Annotated in this window: 16 protein-coding genes; 7 read left to right on the forward strand and 9 right to left on the reverse strand. The window is 42.3% G+C overall.

Annotated features, from left to right (window positions below; genetic code table 11):
- Positions 1-149: 149 nt before the first annotated feature.
- The 6 genes from sixA (at position 150) to yegD (ending at position 6,777) form a co-directional block, all read left to right on the forward strand.
- A complete protein-coding gene (gene sixA / locus GDK41_RS04240; protein WP_152085240.1) occupies positions 150-617 on the forward strand; it encodes a phosphohistidine phosphatase SixA in 468 nt (155 codons plus the stop codon).
- A 412-nt stretch (positions 618-1,029) separates the two neighbouring features.
- On the forward strand, positions 1,030-3,330 hold the full coding sequence (locus GDK41_RS04245) for a TonB-dependent receptor (RefSeq protein WP_152085241.1): 2,301 nt from the start codon (positions 1,030-1,032) through the stop codon (positions 3,328-3,330).
- 124 nt (positions 3,331-3,454) lie between these two features.
- Positions 3,455-3,754, forward strand: a complete 300-nt coding sequence (locus GDK41_RS04250; protein WP_152085242.1) for a hypothetical protein — start codon at positions 3,455-3,457, stop codon at positions 3,752-3,754.
- A gap of 25 nt (positions 3,755-3,779) precedes the next feature.
- Complete coding sequence (locus tag GDK41_RS04255) at positions 3,780-4,433, forward strand: HAD family hydrolase (RefSeq protein WP_152085243.1); 654 nt, start codon at positions 3,780-3,782, stop codon at positions 4,431-4,433.
- Between the two features lie 53 nt (positions 4,434-4,486).
- Entirely contained in the window at positions 4,487-5,323 is an 837-nt protein-coding gene (locus GDK41_RS04260) for a DNA ligase (RefSeq protein WP_152085244.1), read from the forward strand.
- Positions 5,324-5,409: 86 nt separating this feature from the next.
- The gene (gene yegD, locus GDK41_RS04265; RefSeq protein ID WP_152085245.1) at positions 5,410-6,777 is read left to right on the forward strand and encodes a molecular chaperone; all 1,368 of its coding nucleotides are present in this window, start codon (positions 5,410-5,412) and stop codon (positions 6,775-6,777) included.
- A gap of 28 nt (positions 6,778-6,805) precedes the next feature.
- Here the strand turns inward: yegD and GDK41_RS04270 are convergent, their stop codons facing one another.
- The 4 genes from GDK41_RS04270 to GDK41_RS04285 all read right to left on the reverse strand — a co-directional run bounded on the left by GDK41_RS04270 (position 6,806) and on the right by GDK41_RS04285 (position 11,307).
- Positions 6,806-7,264, reverse strand: a complete 459-nt coding sequence (locus GDK41_RS04270; protein WP_152085246.1) for a methylglyoxal synthase — start codon at positions 7,262-7,264, stop codon at positions 6,806-6,808.
- 5 nt (positions 7,265-7,269) lie between these two features.
- Positions 7,270-7,899 (reverse strand): LysE family translocator, encoded by a 630-nt coding sequence (locus GDK41_RS04275; protein WP_152085247.1) that lies wholly within the window; start codon positions 7,897-7,899, stop codon positions 7,270-7,272.
- 111 nt (positions 7,900-8,010) lie between these two features.
- Positions 8,011-9,843 carry a S8 family serine peptidase gene (locus GDK41_RS04280; protein WP_152085248.1) on the reverse strand — a complete coding sequence of 611 codons (1,833 nt, stop codon included), beginning with the start codon at positions 9,841-9,843 and terminating at the stop codon, positions 8,011-8,013.
- Positions 9,844-10,119: 276 nt separating this feature from the next.
- Positions 10,120-11,307: a multidrug effflux MFS transporter gene (locus GDK41_RS04285; RefSeq protein WP_152085249.1), complete on the reverse strand. Its 1,188-nt coding sequence runs from the start codon at positions 11,305-11,307 to the stop codon at positions 10,120-10,122.
- Between the two features lie 163 nt (positions 11,308-11,470).
- On the opposite strand from GDK41_RS04285, the gene GDK41_RS04290 reads away from it, so the two are divergent.
- On the forward strand, positions 11,471-11,935 hold the full coding sequence (locus tag GDK41_RS04290) for a hotdog fold domain-containing protein (RefSeq protein WP_152085250.1): 465 nt from the start codon (positions 11,471-11,473) through the stop codon (positions 11,933-11,935).
- Here GDK41_RS04290 and GDK41_RS04295 read toward each other — a convergent pair.
- The 5 genes from GDK41_RS04295 to GDK41_RS04315 form a co-directional block, all read right to left on the reverse strand.
- Positions 11,922-12,320, reverse strand: a complete 399-nt coding sequence (locus tag GDK41_RS04295; protein WP_152085251.1) for a bactofilin family protein — start codon at positions 12,318-12,320, stop codon at positions 11,922-11,924. The two genes, GDK41_RS04290 and GDK41_RS04295, sit on opposite strands and share 14 nt — an antisense overlap.
- Positions 12,310-13,398 carry a M23 family metallopeptidase gene (locus GDK41_RS04300; RefSeq protein ID WP_172971547.1) on the reverse strand — a complete coding sequence of 363 codons (1,089 nt, stop codon included), beginning with the start codon at positions 13,396-13,398 and terminating at the stop codon, positions 12,310-12,312. The genes GDK41_RS04295 and GDK41_RS04300 overlap by 11 nt, the downstream gene beginning before the upstream one ends.
- A 204-nt stretch (positions 13,399-13,602) precedes the next feature.
- Entirely contained in the window at positions 13,603-14,916 is a 1,314-nt protein-coding gene (gene fahA, locus GDK41_RS04305) for a fumarylacetoacetase (RefSeq protein ID WP_152085253.1), read from the reverse strand.
- 102 nt (positions 14,917-15,018) lie between these two features.
- Positions 15,019-16,065 (reverse strand): 4-hydroxyphenylpyruvate dioxygenase, encoded by a 1,047-nt coding sequence (gene hppD, locus GDK41_RS04310; protein WP_152085254.1) that lies wholly within the window; start codon positions 16,063-16,065, stop codon positions 15,019-15,021.
- Positions 16,066-16,476: 411 nt separating this feature from the next.
- A complete protein-coding gene (locus GDK41_RS04315) occupies positions 16,477-17,973 on the reverse strand; it encodes a peptide MFS transporter (protein ID WP_152085255.1) in 1,497 nt (498 codons plus the stop codon).
- Positions 17,974-18,289 lie beyond the last annotated feature (316 nt).

The raw sequence follows: 18,289 nt of genomic DNA on the forward strand, positions 1-18,289 counted from the left end.
AAAATGTAAGCAAAGGGACTCTAGGTGAGCTATCTATAGAGTGTCAAATTGCTTTAGGTTTAAGAGTCGTTTGTTTTAATATAGCGAACAAACACGGTAATTAGCTACTGGTTATCTGGCAAAGTTTAACAAGAATATTCGAGAGTGTGATGAAAACTATTCTAATTATGCGTCATGGCGAGGCTGCACCAGCAAAGGTAAGTGACGAATCACGACCTCTGACAGATAGGGGGGTGAATCAAGCAAAAGAAATGGCTTGGTGGCTAAAAGGTCATTATCAGCCGCAGGCTCTACTTGTTAGCCCATATACAAGAGCGCAGCAGACAGCACAGCAGGTGTTGGCGATTAATGATGTGGCTTATGTTGAAATTTGCAAGGATATTGTGCCTACTGGTAATGCCGCGTTTGCAATTGATTATCTCGAAACACTGATAAGCCTCAATAACCAGTTGGATGTGTGGTTACTGGTTGCGCATATGCCAATAGTGAGTTATTTGGTTGAACAGCTGTGCCCTGAGCAATTACCTATTTTTAATACTGCAGCTGTGGCTGTAATTGAATATGATGAAGCAGTTCAAAAAGGGGTATTCAAAAGTATGAATTCGCCCTCTCTTTAAAATTACAGCACTTCACGTTTACGCAGCTTTCACTGTGTTTCTAAATTGTTTACATCGATGTTTCATAAGTTGGGACGTCATTAATTTACTTTCATTTTAACCATCCTACCGCAAGGACATATGTCCGCATTTTTTTGGTTTTTTTGTTGCTAAAAGCTGCAAACGTCGGGCTTCTTGTTGCTAAAAATTCAAAAAATATTATTTTTTGTTGTTGGCTTGGCAGTAATATTTTAATTTGCTGCTATAATGACGGCGTCACGTTCAGCCTTACAAATTCGCTTTGCACTCTCGGTTGTAAGGTCCGCGTAAAATAAAAGTCACACGCGAAAAATTGAACGTACCACGCCAACGTGATACGGCGACCATACTACCGTTGAACAAAAAGAGTGCACACAAAAGGTTAAATCCCAACATGAAAGCAATGAAAAGATCTACGTTAGCTACTCTAATTAATGCAACGTTGTTCTCTGCCGTAGCAGGTACTTCATTTTCTACTCTCGCTGCTGAACAAACCCCTGATGCGAAAAGCAATCAACTTGAAGTGATACAAATCACAGCTCGTAAACGTGTTGAGAATGCGCAGGAAGTACCGGTGAGTGTATCTGCACTTCAAGGAGACAGCCTTGATGCATACAGCTCTGCGGGTATGGATATTCGCTTTATGAATGCGAAAATTCCAAGCTTATCAGTAGAGTCTTCTTTTGGCCGTACATTTCCACGCTTTTATGTTCGTGGACTTGGTAACACGGACTTTGATTTGAATGCGTCGCAACCTGTATCGCTGGTTGTTGATGAAGTTGTGCAAGAAAACCCAATTTTAAAAGGCTTCCCTGTATTTGATATCGCACGAATTGAAGTACTTCGTGGTCCACAAGGTACCTTGTTTGGTCGTAATACTCCTGCGGGTCTTGTGAAGTTCGACTCAGTTAAGCCGAGTCAGTCGTTTGATGCTTACGGTGCTGTTTCTTATGGTAGTAAAGGTGCTGTGGACTTTGAAGGTGCAGCTGGTACAGGTTTAACAGACCGTCTTTCTGCGCGTGTATCTGTACTTTGGCAAGATAAAGAAGACTATATTGATGTTAAAGCGCCAGGTTTTGAGAAAGAAAACTCATTAGGTGGCTACAGTGAAAAAGCCGCGCGTGTTCAGTTTTTATATGAAGGTGACGACTTTACAGGTCTTTTAAATTATCACGTGCGTGACTTAGATGGCCGTCCAATTGCATTTCGTGCTAATTTAATCGAAAAGGGTAGCAACAACATTAACCCTATCTACGATAATGATGTGGTCTATCATGATGCGGCATCTCGCTCAACCCAGCAGGTGGACTCTAAAGGTCTAAACCTTAAGCTAGAGTGGGACTTAAAAGAGCATACGATCACATCAATTTCAGCTTGGGAGAGTGCAGAAATATACTCTCGAGCAGATGTTGATGGCGGTTATGGTGCGGCATTTATTGGTTTTCAAGGGCCTGGAATTATTCCATTCCCATCTGAAACAGCGGATGCAATTCCTGATCACGACCAGTACACACAAGAATTACGCTTATCAAGTAACTTCTCGGGTGACTTCAATTATCAAGTGGGTGTGTTTTTATTTGAAGAAGACCTAACAATTGAGAGCTTCTCTTACGATACTTTGAGTTACGATGCTGCGGCAAATAACTATGGCCTACAAAATGGCTATGCAGTACAAAACCAAGATACTTCAGCGTGGGCGTTATTTGGCTCATTTGATTTCACTGTAACGGATGATCTTAAATTAACCGCAGGTATTCGTTATTCTGATGATGACAAACAGTTTGACGCAAAGCGTACAAAGAGCCCGGTAGGTGCCGCTGATACTCTCGCTAAAACGGCAAACCCAAGTGACAGTCATGTAAGCTGGGACTTAAGCGCAGCATACAAGTACAGCGATGACATTAATTTGTTTGCACGTATTGCCAATGGCTTTAGAGCACCGAGTATTCAAGGACGTATCTTGTTTGGTGATGAAGTGACCGTTGCTGAGTCGGAAACGACGAACTCGATTGAAGCAGGTATTAAGTCAGATGTGCTTGACGGTCAAGGTCGCGTCAATGCAACTGTATTTTACTACCAAATGAATGATCAGCAACTGACAGCTGTAGGGGGCGGCGCTAACTTTAACCGTTTAGTTAATGCAGATAAAACAACTGGCTATGGTTTTGAGTTAGACACTGAGTGGGTATTAACTGATGAGTTGAACGCCACGGTTAACTTAAGCTACAACAAAACAGAACTGAAAGACAATGATCTAGCAGTTGCTATTTGTGGTCAGTGTACAGTGACAGATCCAACCTATGAAGTTCAAGGTCCTTTTGGTCCTGAGAAAAGAGCAATTTTGAATGGCAATAGCTTACCACACGCGCCAGAGTGGATCGCTAACGCTACGCTTCGCTATACCAAAGAGTTAGAAGGGGGAGACTTCTTCGTATACGGTGATATGTCATATCGCAGTGAAATTGACTTTTTCTTGTATAAGTCAGTTGAGTTTGAAGGTGAAGCATTATTCGAAACGGGTATCCGCACAGGTTATATGTGGGCATCAGGCGACAATGAATATGAAGTATCCGCGTTTGTACGTAATTTGTTCGATGAACAAGTGGTTATTGGTGGTGTAGATTTCAACAATAACACTGGTATGTTGAATGAAGAGCGCTACATAGGAGCCGAGTTCAAAGTGCGTTTCTTCTAAAGAAGCCTTAATGAACATACATGTTGAAAAAACCCGCGTTTAATGCGGGTTTTTTATTGCCTGTAATGAAAAGCATAGCAAGAGCTGATAAAGTCATACAAATCAAATTATGAAGAGAAAAACTATGTCTGGATTTTGGAATTATCGTGTGATCTTTTGTGAAGCAACGAAAGATGAAGAAGCGCTTTATCAAATTCATGAGGTTGAATATAACCTAAATGGTAAGGTTACCAACTGGTCTGAAACGGGCGCAGCGCCTTTTGGACGATCGATAGATGAGCTACAAGCCGATACTGAGCGTTTAAAGTCGGCATTCGATAAGCCCATTTTGAAAGTGGTTAGAAAACCAAGAGGCTATGAGCTTGTTGAGGTGGAAAGCGGCTTAGAAGCAAGTGCAGAGCCACCTGCAGGGCTAAGCGAATAACTTAAACCCGAAAAAGGAGCGAAAGATGAGTTTACGAGCCATTTTATTTGATTTTGATGGAACTTTGGTGGATTCAGAAGCGCTCCATTTTCAAAGTTGGATGCAAGTGTTAGCACCATGGCAGGTTAGCTATGATGAGTTAACCTTTTGCGATGAATTCTCGGGGGTACCAACCTTGAAGGCTGCCAATATTCTTAATCAGCGTCACAGCCTGAATACAGAGCCCCAGTTGTTGGCTGAGCATAAAAACCGTTTATTTATTGATGTTGCAGCAACCATGTCACCAAAACTGATGCCTTATGCCAAAGAGGTGCTTCATAAAGCCTGTGAACAATACATTATCGCTTTGGTTACGGGGAGTACGAGAAACGAAGCGCTTCCGGTGTTAAAACACTATGAGCTTGATGGCTTGTTCTCTTGTATAGTTTGCAAAGATGATGTGTTAAACCCAAAGCCCCACCCTGAACCATATAACAAAGCGCTCTCGCTACTGGGTGTTAAAGCCTGTGAAGCAGTCGCAATTGAAGATACTCATACTGGATTAAGCTCTGCTACATCAGCGGGTTTAAGAACCATTGTTGTGCCAAACCACCACTCTAAGCAACAAAATATGTCACATGCTTCGTATAATGTAGACAACCTGCAGACGGCTTGGGGCGTCATTAACCAACTCGCATAATGTCGCTTTTAGACTACATTTTAAGGCTAACTAATGATGCAAGGAGCCTTATTATGAAACGATGGATAATGTACATGTTTACCTGTATTTGCGTGATGTCGCTCGCAAATGCACAAACCTCCCCACAAATAGAGTTAGCAAATAAATACCACGCAAATATTCCAATTTCAGATTACCTAGTTAGTGAAAAGTTTGATGGTGTTAGGGCTATTTGGGACGGCCAGCAATTATTAACTAAAAGTGGGAATAACATAGCAGTACCACAGTGGTTTGTAGCCTCTTTTGGTCGATTACCACTTGAGGGGGAGTTATGGTCAGGCTATGGAGAATTTGCATTTGTTAGTCAGGTAGTGCGTTCATCACAAAGCCGAGACTCGGATTGGAGAAAGATCAAATACCTAGTTTTTGACTCACCTAATAAAACGCAGTCATTTTTTCAGCGCTATCAGTCATATAAGCGAAACGTTGCCAATATGGGGGTTGAACATGTAAAAGCCATCACACAATGGCAGTTTTATAACGATCAGCAGCTAAATGATTTTTATCAGCACGTGCTTTCTCGTCAAGGGGAGGGGGTGATGTTGCATCAAAAAGAGGCATTGCATATTGCAGGGCGTTCAGACCGAGTGCTTAAATATAAACCATATCAAGATGCGGAGGCTATTGTTCTAGGCTACTCACCTGGGCGTGGAAAATACCAAGGCATGATGGGCGCACTTAAAGTCGTAAATGAGCAAGGTATCAATTTTAAAATTGGTACAGGCTTTAGTGATGAACTTCGTAGTAACCCGCCACCAATAGGTACTCAAGTTACATATCGTCATCAAGGGTTTACTAAGTACGGAAAACCGCGCTTTGCTCGTTTTTTACGGGTCAGGGATAAGCTCTAAAGGGATTGTGTGTCAGGGGATTTATATTGAATTTTAATTGCTGGCTATGGTAATCTGCGCGACCTTTTTCGCTATGTGAGGTGGCTATGATTGTTGGTTTTGATTATGGAAGTTCGAATTGTGCGATAGGCACATTGACATCAGAACAGCGAGTTCAGCTTGTTGAGCTTGAAGCTGAACGTTATTACTTACCCTCCGCCTTGTACGCTCAACATAACGCACTCGTTGTTGATTTTGTTGCAAGCAAACTTAAAGAAACCGAGTTTGCGGATGATTATATGCAGTCTCGAACTTCTTTACTAAAAGGGATACCTGCAATACGCAATGATTTGGATTTATCTAGTGATGAAACTGGATTACAAATTGGTACTGCAGCGATAGAAGAGTACATCGACTTTCCTGAAGAAGGCTACTTTGTTAAGTCTCCAAAATCATTCTTTGGTGCAGTAGGGCTTAAGCCACAGCAAATTGCATTTTTTGAAGATATTGCAACAGCAATGATCATGCACATTAAAGCGCGAGCAGAGCACAAACTTCAGCAAGTCATCACACAGACTGTAATTGGTCGACCTGTGAACTTTCAGGCAATTGGAGGGGAGCAAAGTAATCAGCAAGCGATAGACATTTTAACAACGGCTGCTAAACGTGCTGGATTCAAAGAAGTTGAATTCTTATTTGAACCCTTAGCGGCTGGCATTGATTACGAATCTAGGCTGCATGAGGACCAAAAGGTCCTTGTGGTAGACATTGGCGGTGGTACAAGTGATTGCTCATTTGTGCAGATGGGTCCAAGCTTTCGTGGGCGAAGTGCACGCGAGCAGGACTTTTTATCTCATACAGGTAAGCGCCTAGGTGGTAATGATTTAGATATCGCTATGGCCTATCATAACTTCATGCCATTGTGCGGTCTGGGCTCGACACTTAAGTCAGGCTTGCCGATGCCAAACCAGTTATATTGGCAAGCATGTAAAATTAATGATCTTCATCTGCAAAGTGAATTCTATTCGCCATCAAACGGTCGCTATCTTACATCGATGGTCAGAGATGTGAGTGAACCCAATAAATTAGAAAGATTGTTAAAAATCCAAAGTAGTAAATTGAGCCATCAAGTTGTGCGCCAAGGAGAGCTGAGTAAAATCTCATTATCGAGTGACACTCAACATATCGCAGCGCTTAATTGCATTGAATCGGCGCTATCTCAAAAAGTCACTCAGGCAGACTTTCAGGAGGCTGTTGCTGATAGTTTAAAGCAAATATGTGACTTAGCGCAGGATGCGATAACGAGTGCGCAAACGCAACCAGACGTTATTTATTTAACGGGTGGAAGTGCGCAATCGCCACTTTTAAAAGCTGCGTTAAATCAGGCGTTGGGTGATATTCCCATGCTCAATGGTGACAACTTTGGCAGTGTCACCGCAGGATTAACCAAATGGGCACATCAAATCTATAACTAACTATAACCTGCACCTGAGGGCAGGTTAGCTAGTCAAGTCGCGTGGCTAAATAGCCCTGGTAGTCTGGGAGGTTGCGCGTTATTACTTGGCTCATACTCGATGAGCTTATGAGTAAATCGGCGGTCACTTCGTTACAGGCCACAGGAATGTTCCACACGGCAGCAAGCCGTAACAGAGCTTTGACATCTGGGTCATGAGGCTGTGAAGCTAACGGATCCCAGAAAAATATCAGCATATGAATTTGGTGCTCGGCAATCTTAGCGCCGATCTGTTGATCGCCACCCATAGGGCCACTGAGTAGCTTTTCTACTTTCAGGCCAGTGGATTTCTCAATTACATGACCTGTTGTTCCCGTCGCATAAAGCTGGTGGTTTTGTAAAACTGCTTTATGAGTTAGGCACCAATGTTTCAATGCGGCTTTTTTGCCATCGTGAGCAACCAGCGCTATGTTTTTGGTTATTGGTAGAGTTTGTTCAGTTGTTTGCATTGTTCTCACACTATTAAATTAACCGCTAGGGCAATAAAAATAAGTCCAGATATTCTATCTATCCATAATGGTGCACTTGGATGGCGACGAAAATAACCAGCTATTTTGTCTCCACCATAAATATATGCACAATCAATAGGAAAGGCGAGTATGGGGTAAAGTAGACCAAAAATTGCAAGCTGTAGAGTGGCTGAGGAACGGCTTGGATCTACAAACTGTGGAATGAATGCAATAAAAAATAACGCAACTTTTGGGTTTAGAACTTCTGTCATCATGGCTTGAAGAAACACATTCTTCGACTTTTTTGTACTCACATGTGGTTTGTCTGCACATGCTACTTGCTTTTTGAATGTGTCCTTTAATGTCATTACACCTAAGTAAACTAAGTAGGCCGCACCAACATAAAGCACTGTGTTGTATGCGGTTTGTGAAGCTTTCAAAATGGCCGTCAGGCCAATAACCGCAAAAATTGTATGTATTACCCCACCAGCTGCAAATCCAAGTGCACTTTTCATTCCTGCCTGCCGACCATGGGTGAAAGTTTGTGCCATTAAAAATGCGTTTGACGGGCCCGGAGCGATGGCAATAATAGAACTGGCAACTAAAAAGGAAATTACAGATTCAGGATTGAGCATTTAAAATTACATAAAGATCAACAATAAAAAATAGTTTAAGTGGTTTTGAGAAGAAAAGATATGGGTAACAAAAAGCGGGCTGAGAAGCCCGCTTAAAATTAGGTTGGGTTTTTAGAACACAACAGTTTGAGTATCAGAACAAACAGTTGTACTGCCTTGTTCACACACTTGGTAGATGTAACTACCACCGCCCTTGCCACTGATGCCGTCCGTGTAGCTATTATCATTGCTAGTTGTGACAATATTACTACCATTTCGATAAATATCTACTTGGCTCGTGCTTGCACCTTGCCAATTAAGATCAACATATTTACTACCTCGTTGCTTGTAGCCTGATGCTGTAAGTTCAATGCTACCTGTGCCTGGGTTTGTTCCATTATCACCACCAGCGCAACCATTTGCTGTTAGGTAAGCATCAGCGTCAGCTGCTTTAACAATACCATAGCCAAAATACACATCTTTACCAGCAGCGCCAGCATCTTCCGCCGTTGCTTTAAGTGCTGCACGGATCTCTTGACCTGTACACTCTGGATGGTTTGACCATACAAGTGCCGCAATACCTGAAACAGCAGGTGTTGCCATTGAAGTGCCGCTCATGAAGCCATAGTCGCTAGTACCAATATTGATGGTCGCATTAGTTGCTGAAACCAAAGCTGAGCGGTCTTCAAATGCTGCGCCAACAGCTGGGATAGTTGTTGTATTGGTGTCGCCTAATGTGCCATACAGCATGCCTGCTTCATTATTTACAATGATTGCGCCAATGCCGCCAGATGCTTCACAGTTTGCTACTTTGTCATGGAATGAAATATTACCACGGTCAATTAAACAAACTTTACCGGATGCGCTAGAGTCGATTGCTTCAGCCGTACCCATGAAAAATAAGCTACCCGAAACTGTGCCTGAGTTTTCCATCGCTGAACTGGCCATAACATTACCATCAGCTGAAAGGCTGGCTGATGTAGCCATACCTGCTGGGTAAGTTGAAAGTGTGTCAACGCCACCTGCAGTTACTTCTACGCAGATGGTTTCATCTTCTGTTGCGTTTTTACCACGGCCGCTTGCACAGCTTGGAAATTGTGAAAAGTCAGCAATTTCGTTGTTTGCGTCGTTTGCACCAATCATCATAACCGATGGGTAACCTGCAGGGTATGAGCGCACGTCATTTCCGTCGTTACCTGCCGCAGCCACTACTAGACCACCCGCGGCATTAAAGTTTGCAAACGCATTAGATTCAGTGCTGTTTGAACCACCGCCACCTAAACTCATGCTGATGATGTTTGCGCCTGCTTGTGAACACAGATTTGCAGCATGCGCTAAGTCAGAAGAGTAACCCCAACCTTCTGCGTTAAATACCTTGATGATATGCATCGCCACGCCAGGTGCCATGCCAACAACGCCAACGTTGTTATCAGCAGCGCCAATAGTACCTGCTACGTGAGTACCGTGAGGTCCGCCATGTTCATACCAGTTGCCAGTACCTGAGTCGTTATCACCAGTGATGTTACCCCAGATGAAATCAGGGTTTGAGTTATCAAGACCTGAGTCGATAACACATACCTTCATGCCTGCATTAGCATTAAAAGTAACTTGGTTAGCTTGAGATTGATAAACTGCATACGGAGTCAGTTGCTGTGTCATAGCATCCCCAGCATCATCGTTATAAATGCCAAGAGGTACACGTTTAAAGTCTTGTTCAACAAGCTTAACATGGGGGTTGTTTAGCAGACCTTTAACTTGAGATAAGTCTTTACCAGAAAATGTTGCTGCGATGAATCCGTCGCCATCGACATGAAGTTGCGCACCTAACTGCTTTGCTAATGCCTTTACAATGCCTTTGTTATTATTTTCAACTTGAATGATGTAACGGTCATCTGAAGCCTGTGCGCTTGCTGCTGCACACATACCAGCAAACATGAGTGCTGAAGTGAACTTATTTAGTTTCATTATTATTATCTCTAGTTCGTTAAAATGAGTAAAGCGATTGTTAAATTCAATTGCTAAATAAATAACAATTGGTTAACGGTGGACAGGTTAGATCGAAACCCTTAGGAACGTAAAGAATAATTTATTGCTTTTTTTGGTTAAATTTAGAGTATTTAATTATGTGTATATACGATTTTTGTATTAGTGGAAGTCTAGCGGGTTACATGGTTTACTATTATAGATACATGATATACAAGGAAAATGATAAGTATATCTATTTGAGTACCTAAGTGCGGTCTAAACCGCACTATGTAAAGCTTGTTTATTTTTTCCTAACAATACGAGCAAAAATGGCAGTAGCAGTAAGAGGTGTAATGCTAGTTGATAGGGCGCGTCCAAGTGTAATAATTGTGTTAATAATACCAAAGCGCCAGCTCCGCTCATTTGCATTACGCCAATAAGTGCAGAGGCTGTACCTGCTTGCTTGGCAAATCCAGAGAGTGCTTTTCCGGCGGCTGCACCCAACGAGAAAGCAAAACCGATAGATGCAATATACATTGGTAGCATAAATGCGCTAGGGTGCTCAAAACGGGTGGCCCAAAGCATAATCAAGCCACCTACAGTGAAGAGCGTTAAGCCAACAATTAATGCGAGGCGGCTGTGACGTTTGATTAGAAGCGGTGCGGTAAAGCTGGCTACGATGCTTAAAGCGGCATTGCCGGTAAACCAGGCTGTAAATACAGAAACCGAGCCGTGCAATTGATTCATGATCCATCCAGGTGCAGTTGTAACAAAAACAAGCATGGCAGCCATACCGAGCATGGTAATACTGGCATTAAACATGAACTCACCGCTTTTGAGCATAGGATTAAAGCGACTTAGGTTAAGGATGTGTCCCTCATAGAGACTATCGGCGGGTTTTGTTTCCCGATATAAACACATTAGAAGGACTAGCCCGATGACTGCAAAGCCAGATAGGAAGGTAAAGTTACTGCGCCAACCGAACTCTAGCGTCAGCCATGCTCCCAGTAAAGGCGCCAATGCAGGTATAAAGCATACTATACCATTGAGGTAGGTGATCATTTGACCACTGCCTTTGTGTCCAAAACAGTCTCTAACAATAGCAAATGCCGCGACGAACGTTGCACATGCACCAAAGCCCTGTAATGCTCTGGCAATCATCATCCAAGTCCAACTCTCTGCTACCGACGCCATAATTGCACCAATCATAAATAGCGTAATCCCTACACAGGCGACGGGTTTTCTACCGTACTTATCAGCCAACGGCCCAGCAATAAGCTGACCTAAACCCACAGTGAGCATATAGATACTGATCGTTTGTTGAATTTTGGACTCTGAGACGGCGAGACCATTTTGCATCGCTTGAAAAGCAGGCAAATATAAGTCGATTCCGAGTGGGCAAAAAATAACCAATAGGGCAAGGATAAAAATAAGCGTTTTGCTAGTTAAATCAGAATGTGGCATGAGGTCTCCTTTTGGCGGCTATTTTAATGCGCGAAATTAAAAATAACAGGACAAAGCGCCGGATCGTTTAAATAAAAATGTAAAAGCTATCTAGAGTGTATTTTCTCAACAGGTCGGATGTGTTAATTTGATTTAAATAATTCGTTTTTTAGAGGTATAAACTGTGTCAGCCCCATTACTGAAAATTTATAAAAGAATGCAGTGGCTTCCCTTTGGTCAGTGGCTTTTTAGCAAAGCCGTATGCCGGAAGGCACCGTATTTTGGCTCAATAAAACCAACCATTACTCAGCTTGAACCAGGGTTATGCTGTGCGACAATTCCAAAGCGTAAAGCGGTGTTTAACCATATTGGTACTATTCATGCGATAGCGCAGTGTAATTTAGCTGAATTGTGCGCGGGCGTAATGGTGGATGCAACAGTGCCACATAAAACACACCGCTGGATCCCAAAGGGAATGACAGTTCAATATCTTAAAAAGGCAGAAACCGACTTAAATGCGCAAGCAAAAATAGTGTTGCCGAGGCAATGGCAAGACAAAGAAGATTTAATTGTACCAGTTGAGATTTTTGATAAACAAGGAAATAAAGTCTTTCACGCAGATATCAATATGTATATTACAGCGCGTTAGTATTTCCCTTATCTTTTAATGGGGTGATATTTGTCACCTCAGTCTTATGTGTGAGTTTACCTTCAATTAAGGCTCCGGCTTCAATGCTCAAGGTATCGTGAGTAACGTCGCCATGCACTTTAGCCGTTGGTTCTAACATCACTTTATCAGCATCTATATTACCGTTAACCGTTCCTTTTATTCTTATTCGGTGGGCTTTAACATCGCCCTCAATGACACCATTTAGGCCAACAATTAGAGTATTTACAACCAGATCACCAATTACCTTACCATCAATTTGTAACTCTCCTTCACAGCGAATGTGACCCTCTACGACGGTATTGGGAGAGATCAAAGCTGGAACGCCTGATACCGGTTTATCGTTGCCTAATAGATTACTGAACACGATTGACTACCTTGGTTAACTTGATTGGATTAATATGCTTGCCATTTTGCAATACTTCATAATGTAAATGAGTGCTCGTACTTCGTCCAGTACTGCCCATTAAAGCAATGACTTCTGATTTTTTTATCTGTTGACCTTTTTTCACTTTGATAGTGTGCAAATGGCCAAATCGAGACACTAAGCCGTGTTCATGTTTAATTTCGATAAACTTACCATAACCTCCATTGCGTCCGGCTTTTACAACTGTACCTGCAGCAGGGGCGAGGATTTCAGTTTTATGCCATCCGGCTAAATCAACGCCCTTGTGATACGCGCGACGGCCAGTGATAGGGTCTTTACGAAAGCCAAATTGGCTCGAAACATAGTAATCTTCTTTAGCAACAGGCATTGAGTCAGGCAAGGTTGTGAGCACCTGTTCCAAATTATTTAGAGCGACTAGGTTGTCGATAGCTTTGAGGTAATCAGGGGGAAGTTGCTCAAGCTCTAGTTGGTGATAGGGACCACCTTGAGCGAGCTGAGAATTATATTTTGGTGCAATGCCCACCTCCGCCAAGCTATTTGTGAGCGTTGCTGCACGATTTTGTATAGAGCCTGAGATAAAACTCAGAAACTGTTGCTGACTTGCGAGTAGTTGCTGCGCTTGCTTGGTAAAATTAGATGCTTGGTTATGCTGTGATACATCGACTTTTTCTGGCAAGTGACCAGAGCTAACTTTCTCTGTTGTTGTCAGGACATCTTGTTGCTCTGTGGCTGGCTTTTTAATGCTGCTTGGTGTGGACGGTTCAGTAGTATCGTTGATTGTCTCAACCAATGAACTTGGCAAAGCATCAACTAAGCTTTGTAGCATGAGCTGCTTTTCGCTTAATTCATTGAGTGTTCGCTGTTGTTGTTCAAGTTGCGTTTGCATCTGTTGCTTTTCATTTGCAAAGCGCTGTGCTTCTTCACTTGTTTGCGCGCGTAACTCAGTAATCGTCGATTGTTGCCGAGTGACTGATTGCGCATTAACGACAGCCCAAGCTATAGCCCCCGTTGCTATGATCAACAGCAAAGGCTGGAGCCAACTCGGCAAGGTGAACATATAAATCTCACCATTTTGGCGTATTAAAATTTGCCTTGGCTGGAATAATGTCTTAATTAGGCGATTGATTAGCTTCAACATATTTATAAAAATTCTCAAACAACACTTCACAATAACAAGATTAATACAAAAATCCAGCTAATTTATATATTAAAAAGGTGTGCAAATGCACACCTTTGATTTTTATCTGCTTTTAATTTGGGATTATTTAGCAGGTAGAACTGTGCCTTCAACAGAGCCAAAGCCTATACGGTTGAAGCCGTCTGCTTCACACCAGCCACGCATAATTACTTTGTCACCATCTTCTAGGAATTTACGTTCTTCACCATTTTCAAGCGTAATGCTCTCTTTGCCACCACGTGATAGCTCTAGTAGAGACCCTGCTTCTTCATGCTCTGGACCAGATTGAGTCCCTGAACCTAACATGTCGCCTGGTAAAAAGTTACAGCCGTTAACGGTATGGTGCGTTACCATTTGTGCTACAGTCCAATAGCTGTGTTTGAAGCTAGACTCAGACAATTTAGCGGCACTTTGCTGTGCTTCACGCATTTTTGCAGTTTCAAGCAGCACATCCATTTGGATATCAAACGCACCCGCTTCACGGTTATGTGAAGACTCTAAGTATGCCATCGGCTGCGGATCGTTCTCATCACGGTGCCACTGAGTGCGATACGGTGCTAATGCTTCAGTTGTTACAATCCAAGGCGATACTGTAGAAGCAAAGTTTTTCGCAAGGAATGGGCCCAACGGCTGGTATTCCCATGCTTGTAAATCACGAGCAGACCAGTCATTGAATAGACAGAAACCAAACACATGGTTTTCAGCGTTTTCAATGGCAATTTGATCACCTAGTTCATTACCGTTACCCAAGTAAATACCTAGTTCTAATTCATAGTCAAGACGCTTACATGGGCCAAATGAAGGAGTATCTGCATCAGGTGCTTTGGTTTGACCTTTAGGGCGATGAAAAGCTTGACCAGATACATCAATTGAAGATGAACGACCATGATAGCCAATTGGCACCCACTTGTAGTTTGGAAGTAGAGGGTTATCAGGGCGGAATAACTTTCCAACTGCGGTTGCATGGTAGATTGACGTATAAAAATCTGTGTAATCACCAATGTGGCAAGGCATTGAGTACTCTACGTCAGCTTGTGCAACTAGGGCGTTCTCAAGCGCGGCTTGATGCTCTGAACCTTCACGTAAAGCGCGAGATAATGCTAAACGTAGAGAAGACCAATATGTCTGACCTAATCCCATAAATTCATTCAAGGCTTGCGCGTTTGCTGCCTCGACAGCGACTTGTGCTTCACCAGAGAAAATCGCTGCCTCAGCAACAACAGCAAGATCGAGTACTTGATCACCGATAGCAACACCGCCACGGAACTCTTCATTGCTGCCTTTGCGGCGGAATACCGCAAATGGTAAGTTCTGGATTGGAAAATCTGTACCAGCTAGGTTTGCACTCGCAACCCAGCTTTTTAGATTAATATCATGAGTTTCGTTAATAAAAGACATTGCCGTTCCTTTTTACTTTTGGTTAGTGCTATTTTGCCCTAACTAAAATGGAAAAAGCAGCTTTTAAAAAGCTGCTTGTGAAAATAATAACTTTAATAAAGTTTAGATCACGCCGCGACGCTCTTGGTCACGTTCGATAGATTCGAATAGCGCTTGGAAGTTACCTTCACCGAAGCCACCGTCGTCAACGCGTTGGATCATCTCAATAAAGATTGGGCCAAATAGGTTTTTGGTAAAGATCTGTAGTAAGTAACAGTTCTCGCTTTGGCTATCTACTAAGATTTGGTGCTCTCTAATTTTGTCTTTGTCTTCTTTAACCCAAGGAACACGATCAAAGATAGTATCGTAGTAGTGGTCAACGATATCTAGTGTAGCGATTGTACTTTTGTCTAACTGATCGAGTGAACCTACTAGGTCGTTAGTTAAAAATGCTAAATGCTGTACACCTGGACCATTGTACTCATCAAGGTACTCATCGATCTGGTTGTTGTTGTCGTCTTTACCTTCGTTAATTGGAATAGAGAAGGTGCCACAAGGTGACTTAAGCGCGTAAGACAATAACGCAGTTTTCTGACCTTTAATGTCAAAATAGCGCACTTCTTCAAAACCAAATACGTCTTTGTAGAAGTTAGCCCATGTTTCCATGGTGCCTTTGTATACGTTATTGGTTAAGTGGTCGATACGGATAAAGCCCTTGTCTTTAACAATGTTTTGCTCTTCAAGATCAACAAAGTCTTTGTCGTAGATTGAACCTTTTTCGCCAAACTCTTCAATGAAGTAAATTAAGCTATCGCCAATACCGTAAATTGCTGGGTAAGGTAAATCTTTATTTGCAGAGTCGGTTGCAGGTTTTGCACCGCGCTCAACAGCAATTTCAAACGCTTTTTGTGCGTTTTCTACGCGCCAACCCATAGAGCAAATTGCAGGGCCATGGCTTTTTGCAAATGCTGCAGAGAAACCTTCGCGCTCGTTATTTAGTAAAAAGTGAATGTCGTTCTGGTTGTAGTAGACGATGTCTTTATCTTTAAACTTTTTCAGTTTTGAGAAACCAAAATCGGTGAACACTTTATCCATATAGTCCGCATCTGGTGTTGCGTACTCGGTAAATTCGATACCAACTAAACCTAGTGGGTTATTTACTTCACTCATTGTCATACTCCCGCAATTAAGCAAATTGGGTTGCTTGTTAGATTATGTTTTTCAGTAGGTGGATGATTAATCAAAAACGCGCAAAGAGGAAGAGTCGACCTCTATTTAACTGACAGGTCAGTTGTAAATTTAGTTGCACAAACGTCGCTATCTCACGTTGAGAGTGAACAGCAGGGTAACGATACATTTTTACTTGTCGTTAAAACACCAATATAAACGTGTAAAAAGTTATACTTTTCATTTGGTTATGTGTCTGTCGTTAAGCGGGGAGGCGTAATTAAGCTGTCGTGTTAACCATGTATGTTTGTACTGATAAGTTTACAATTATAGTGTTGAAAGGGGTTGCTTGTGAATTTTGAGCATAAAAAAAGCAAGGCCACATGTACCTTGCTTTTTGATTAACTTTGTTTGTTAGGCTGTTGCTGTATCTGTCAGGCCTTGTTTTTCCCAGATTTTTGCTTTGAAGCTCATTAGCACTAACACAATACCAATTCCGATACTAAATAACGCAATTTGTAAGTATAAGTTCGGGATGTCTTCAACATTATTAGGATCGAAGCCACCGGCCAATAAGCCAGCGATGATATTACCAATAGAATAGGTAAGTACGAATACGCCCATCATTTGGCCAGAAAAGCGTTGTGGCGATAAACGACTTACCGCACTAAGTGCAACCGGGCTTAGACACAGCTCACCCACCGTATGCAGGAAGTAAGTAGTAACAAGCCAGTAAGGTGCTACTTTCAAGCCTTCAGCCGCGTATTGAGCCGCCATAAACATCACTAAGAAACCAGAAGCCATGATAATGAGACCGAATGCACATTTTACGCTGTAAGAAGGTGTGATCATCTTTTTAGAGAGGTTGATCCAAAGTGCAGCAAAAAATGGCGATAGAACAATAATGAAAATGGCGTTAAGTGATTGGAACCAAGCTGTTGGAATTTCAAAGCTGCCCACTAGACGGTCGGTATAGTCTCGCGCAAAAAGGTTAAGCGATGAACCAGCTTGTTCAAAGCCAGACCAGAAACAGGCTGATGCAACACAGACTAAAAACAATGCCCACATGCGGCGTTTTTCTTCTTCTGTTAATTGGCCCTTAAAGTAAATAATGCCAAAGTACAAAAAGAAGATAAGTGTGAATGCGATTGCAACATAACCAGCAATCACTATTGGGTCAATCGTGATTGCGCCCGTTGTCGCACCAACCACAACTGCCGCTACAACAGCAACAAACGTTACTATACCCAGCCAAGCTTTTTTAACACCTTGCGCAGATAACGGGTTAGCCGGTTGAGCGCTGTGGCTTGGTAGATGCCTTGTTGTTAAGTAATATTGGATTAAGCCAATACCCATACCAACAGCTGCTGCACCAAATGCCCAGTGCCAGCCAACATTTTCCATAAAGTAACCACATACGTAGTAACCAATAATAGAGCCTAGGTTGATACCCATATAATAAATGGCATAACCACTATCGCGGCGTTCGTCATCGCTTGAATATAGTTGTCCAACCATTGCACTGATGTTTGGTTTCAATAAACCAGTACCTGAGGCAACAAAAATTAAGCCAATAAAAAATGAATGTTCATGGGGGATTGCTAGAATGATGTGGCCAATCATAATAATAATGCCGCCATACCATACCGCTTTTTGTCCCCCGAATAGGCGGTCAGCAAGCCAACCTCCAGGAAGACCTAGAAAATATACCGCACCAGTGTATAAACCATAAATAGCGGCAGCTGAGGCAACTGTAAAGCCAAGGCCTTCTTCTTGTAAGCTTGCGGTCATGAACAATACTAACAGGGCGCGCATGCCGTAATAGCTCATTCGTTCCCACATTTCAGTGAAAAAGAGTGTCGACAGCCCTTTAGGGTGACCAAAAAATCCCCCATTTGAAGATGAACTCATATTTACTTCCTAATTAAATCAAATGTGTTGTAAGGCCTTATAATAATCATTACATGCAAATAGTTATGAAATTTGCATGGTGGCCAATGTAAGTAATTACGCAGTATTGGGCGCTTATATAGCGACTAACTATGCATTCATAGCGCGTCAGTATACCCATATGAAAACGTTTGGGGAAGTGGTTAGCCTTTAACGCTTGGTTTGAATGTTAAAAAAAAGTGCTTTGCGTATATTTTATAAAGTATGCAAGTGCTGTTGTTTACCTATGCTTAGTTTAGCCAGCACACGGTGTTTTTACCTTGCCAAAAAAGGCAAA

This window comes from Pseudoalteromonas sp. A25 (assembly GCF_009176705.1).
Lineage (GTDB): Bacteria > Pseudomonadota > Gammaproteobacteria > Enterobacterales > Alteromonadaceae > Pseudoalteromonas.

What these genes read in the sequence shown, in the direction of transcription:
- fahA (WP_152085253.1), bottom strand. Translation starts at nt 14,916, where the DNA reads ATGTCTTTTATTAACGAAACTCATGATATTAATCTAAAAAGCTGGGTT.
- hppD (WP_152085254.1), bottom strand. Translation starts at nt 16,065, where the DNA reads ATGAGTGAAGTAAATAACCCACTAGGTTTAGTTGGTATCGAATTTACC.
- sixA (WP_152085240.1), top strand. Translation starts at nt 150, where the DNA reads ATGAAAACTATTCTAATTATGCGTCATGGCGAGGCTGCACCAGCAAAG.
- GDK41_RS04315 (WP_152085255.1), bottom strand. Translation starts at nt 17,973, where the DNA reads ATGAGTTCATCTTCAAATGGGGGATTTTTTGGTCACCCTAAAGGGCTG.
- GDK41_RS04255 (WP_152085243.1), top strand. Translation starts at nt 3,780, where the DNA reads ATGAGTTTACGAGCCATTTTATTTGATTTTGATGGAACTTTGGTGGAT.
- GDK41_RS04275 (WP_152085247.1), bottom strand. Translation starts at nt 7,899, where the DNA reads ATGCTCAATCCTGAATCTGTAATTTCCTTTTTAGTTGCCAGTTCTATT.
- GDK41_RS04280 (WP_152085248.1), bottom strand. Translation starts at nt 9,843, where the DNA reads ATGAAACTAAATAAGTTCACTTCAGCACTCATGTTTGCTGGTATGTGT.
- yegD (WP_152085245.1), top strand. Translation starts at nt 5,410, where the DNA reads ATGATTGTTGGTTTTGATTATGGAAGTTCGAATTGTGCGATAGGCACA.
- GDK41_RS04245 (WP_152085241.1), top strand. Translation starts at nt 1,030, where the DNA reads ATGAAAGCAATGAAAAGATCTACGTTAGCTACTCTAATTAATGCAACG.
- GDK41_RS04260 (WP_152085244.1), top strand. Translation starts at nt 4,487, where the DNA reads ATGAAACGATGGATAATGTACATGTTTACCTGTATTTGCGTGATGTCG.
- GDK41_RS04285 (WP_152085249.1), bottom strand. Translation starts at nt 11,307, where the DNA reads ATGCCACATTCTGATTTAACTAGCAAAACGCTTATTTTTATCCTTGCC.
- GDK41_RS04300 (WP_172971547.1), bottom strand. Translation starts at nt 13,398, where the DNA reads ATGTTCACCTTGCCGAGTTGGCTCCAGCCTTTGCTGTTGATCATAGCA.
- GDK41_RS04270 (WP_152085246.1), bottom strand. Translation starts at nt 7,264, where the DNA reads ATGCAAACAACTGAACAAACTCTACCAATAACCAAAAACATAGCGCTG.
- GDK41_RS04250 (WP_152085242.1), top strand. Translation starts at nt 3,455, where the DNA reads ATGTCTGGATTTTGGAATTATCGTGTGATCTTTTGTGAAGCAACGAAA.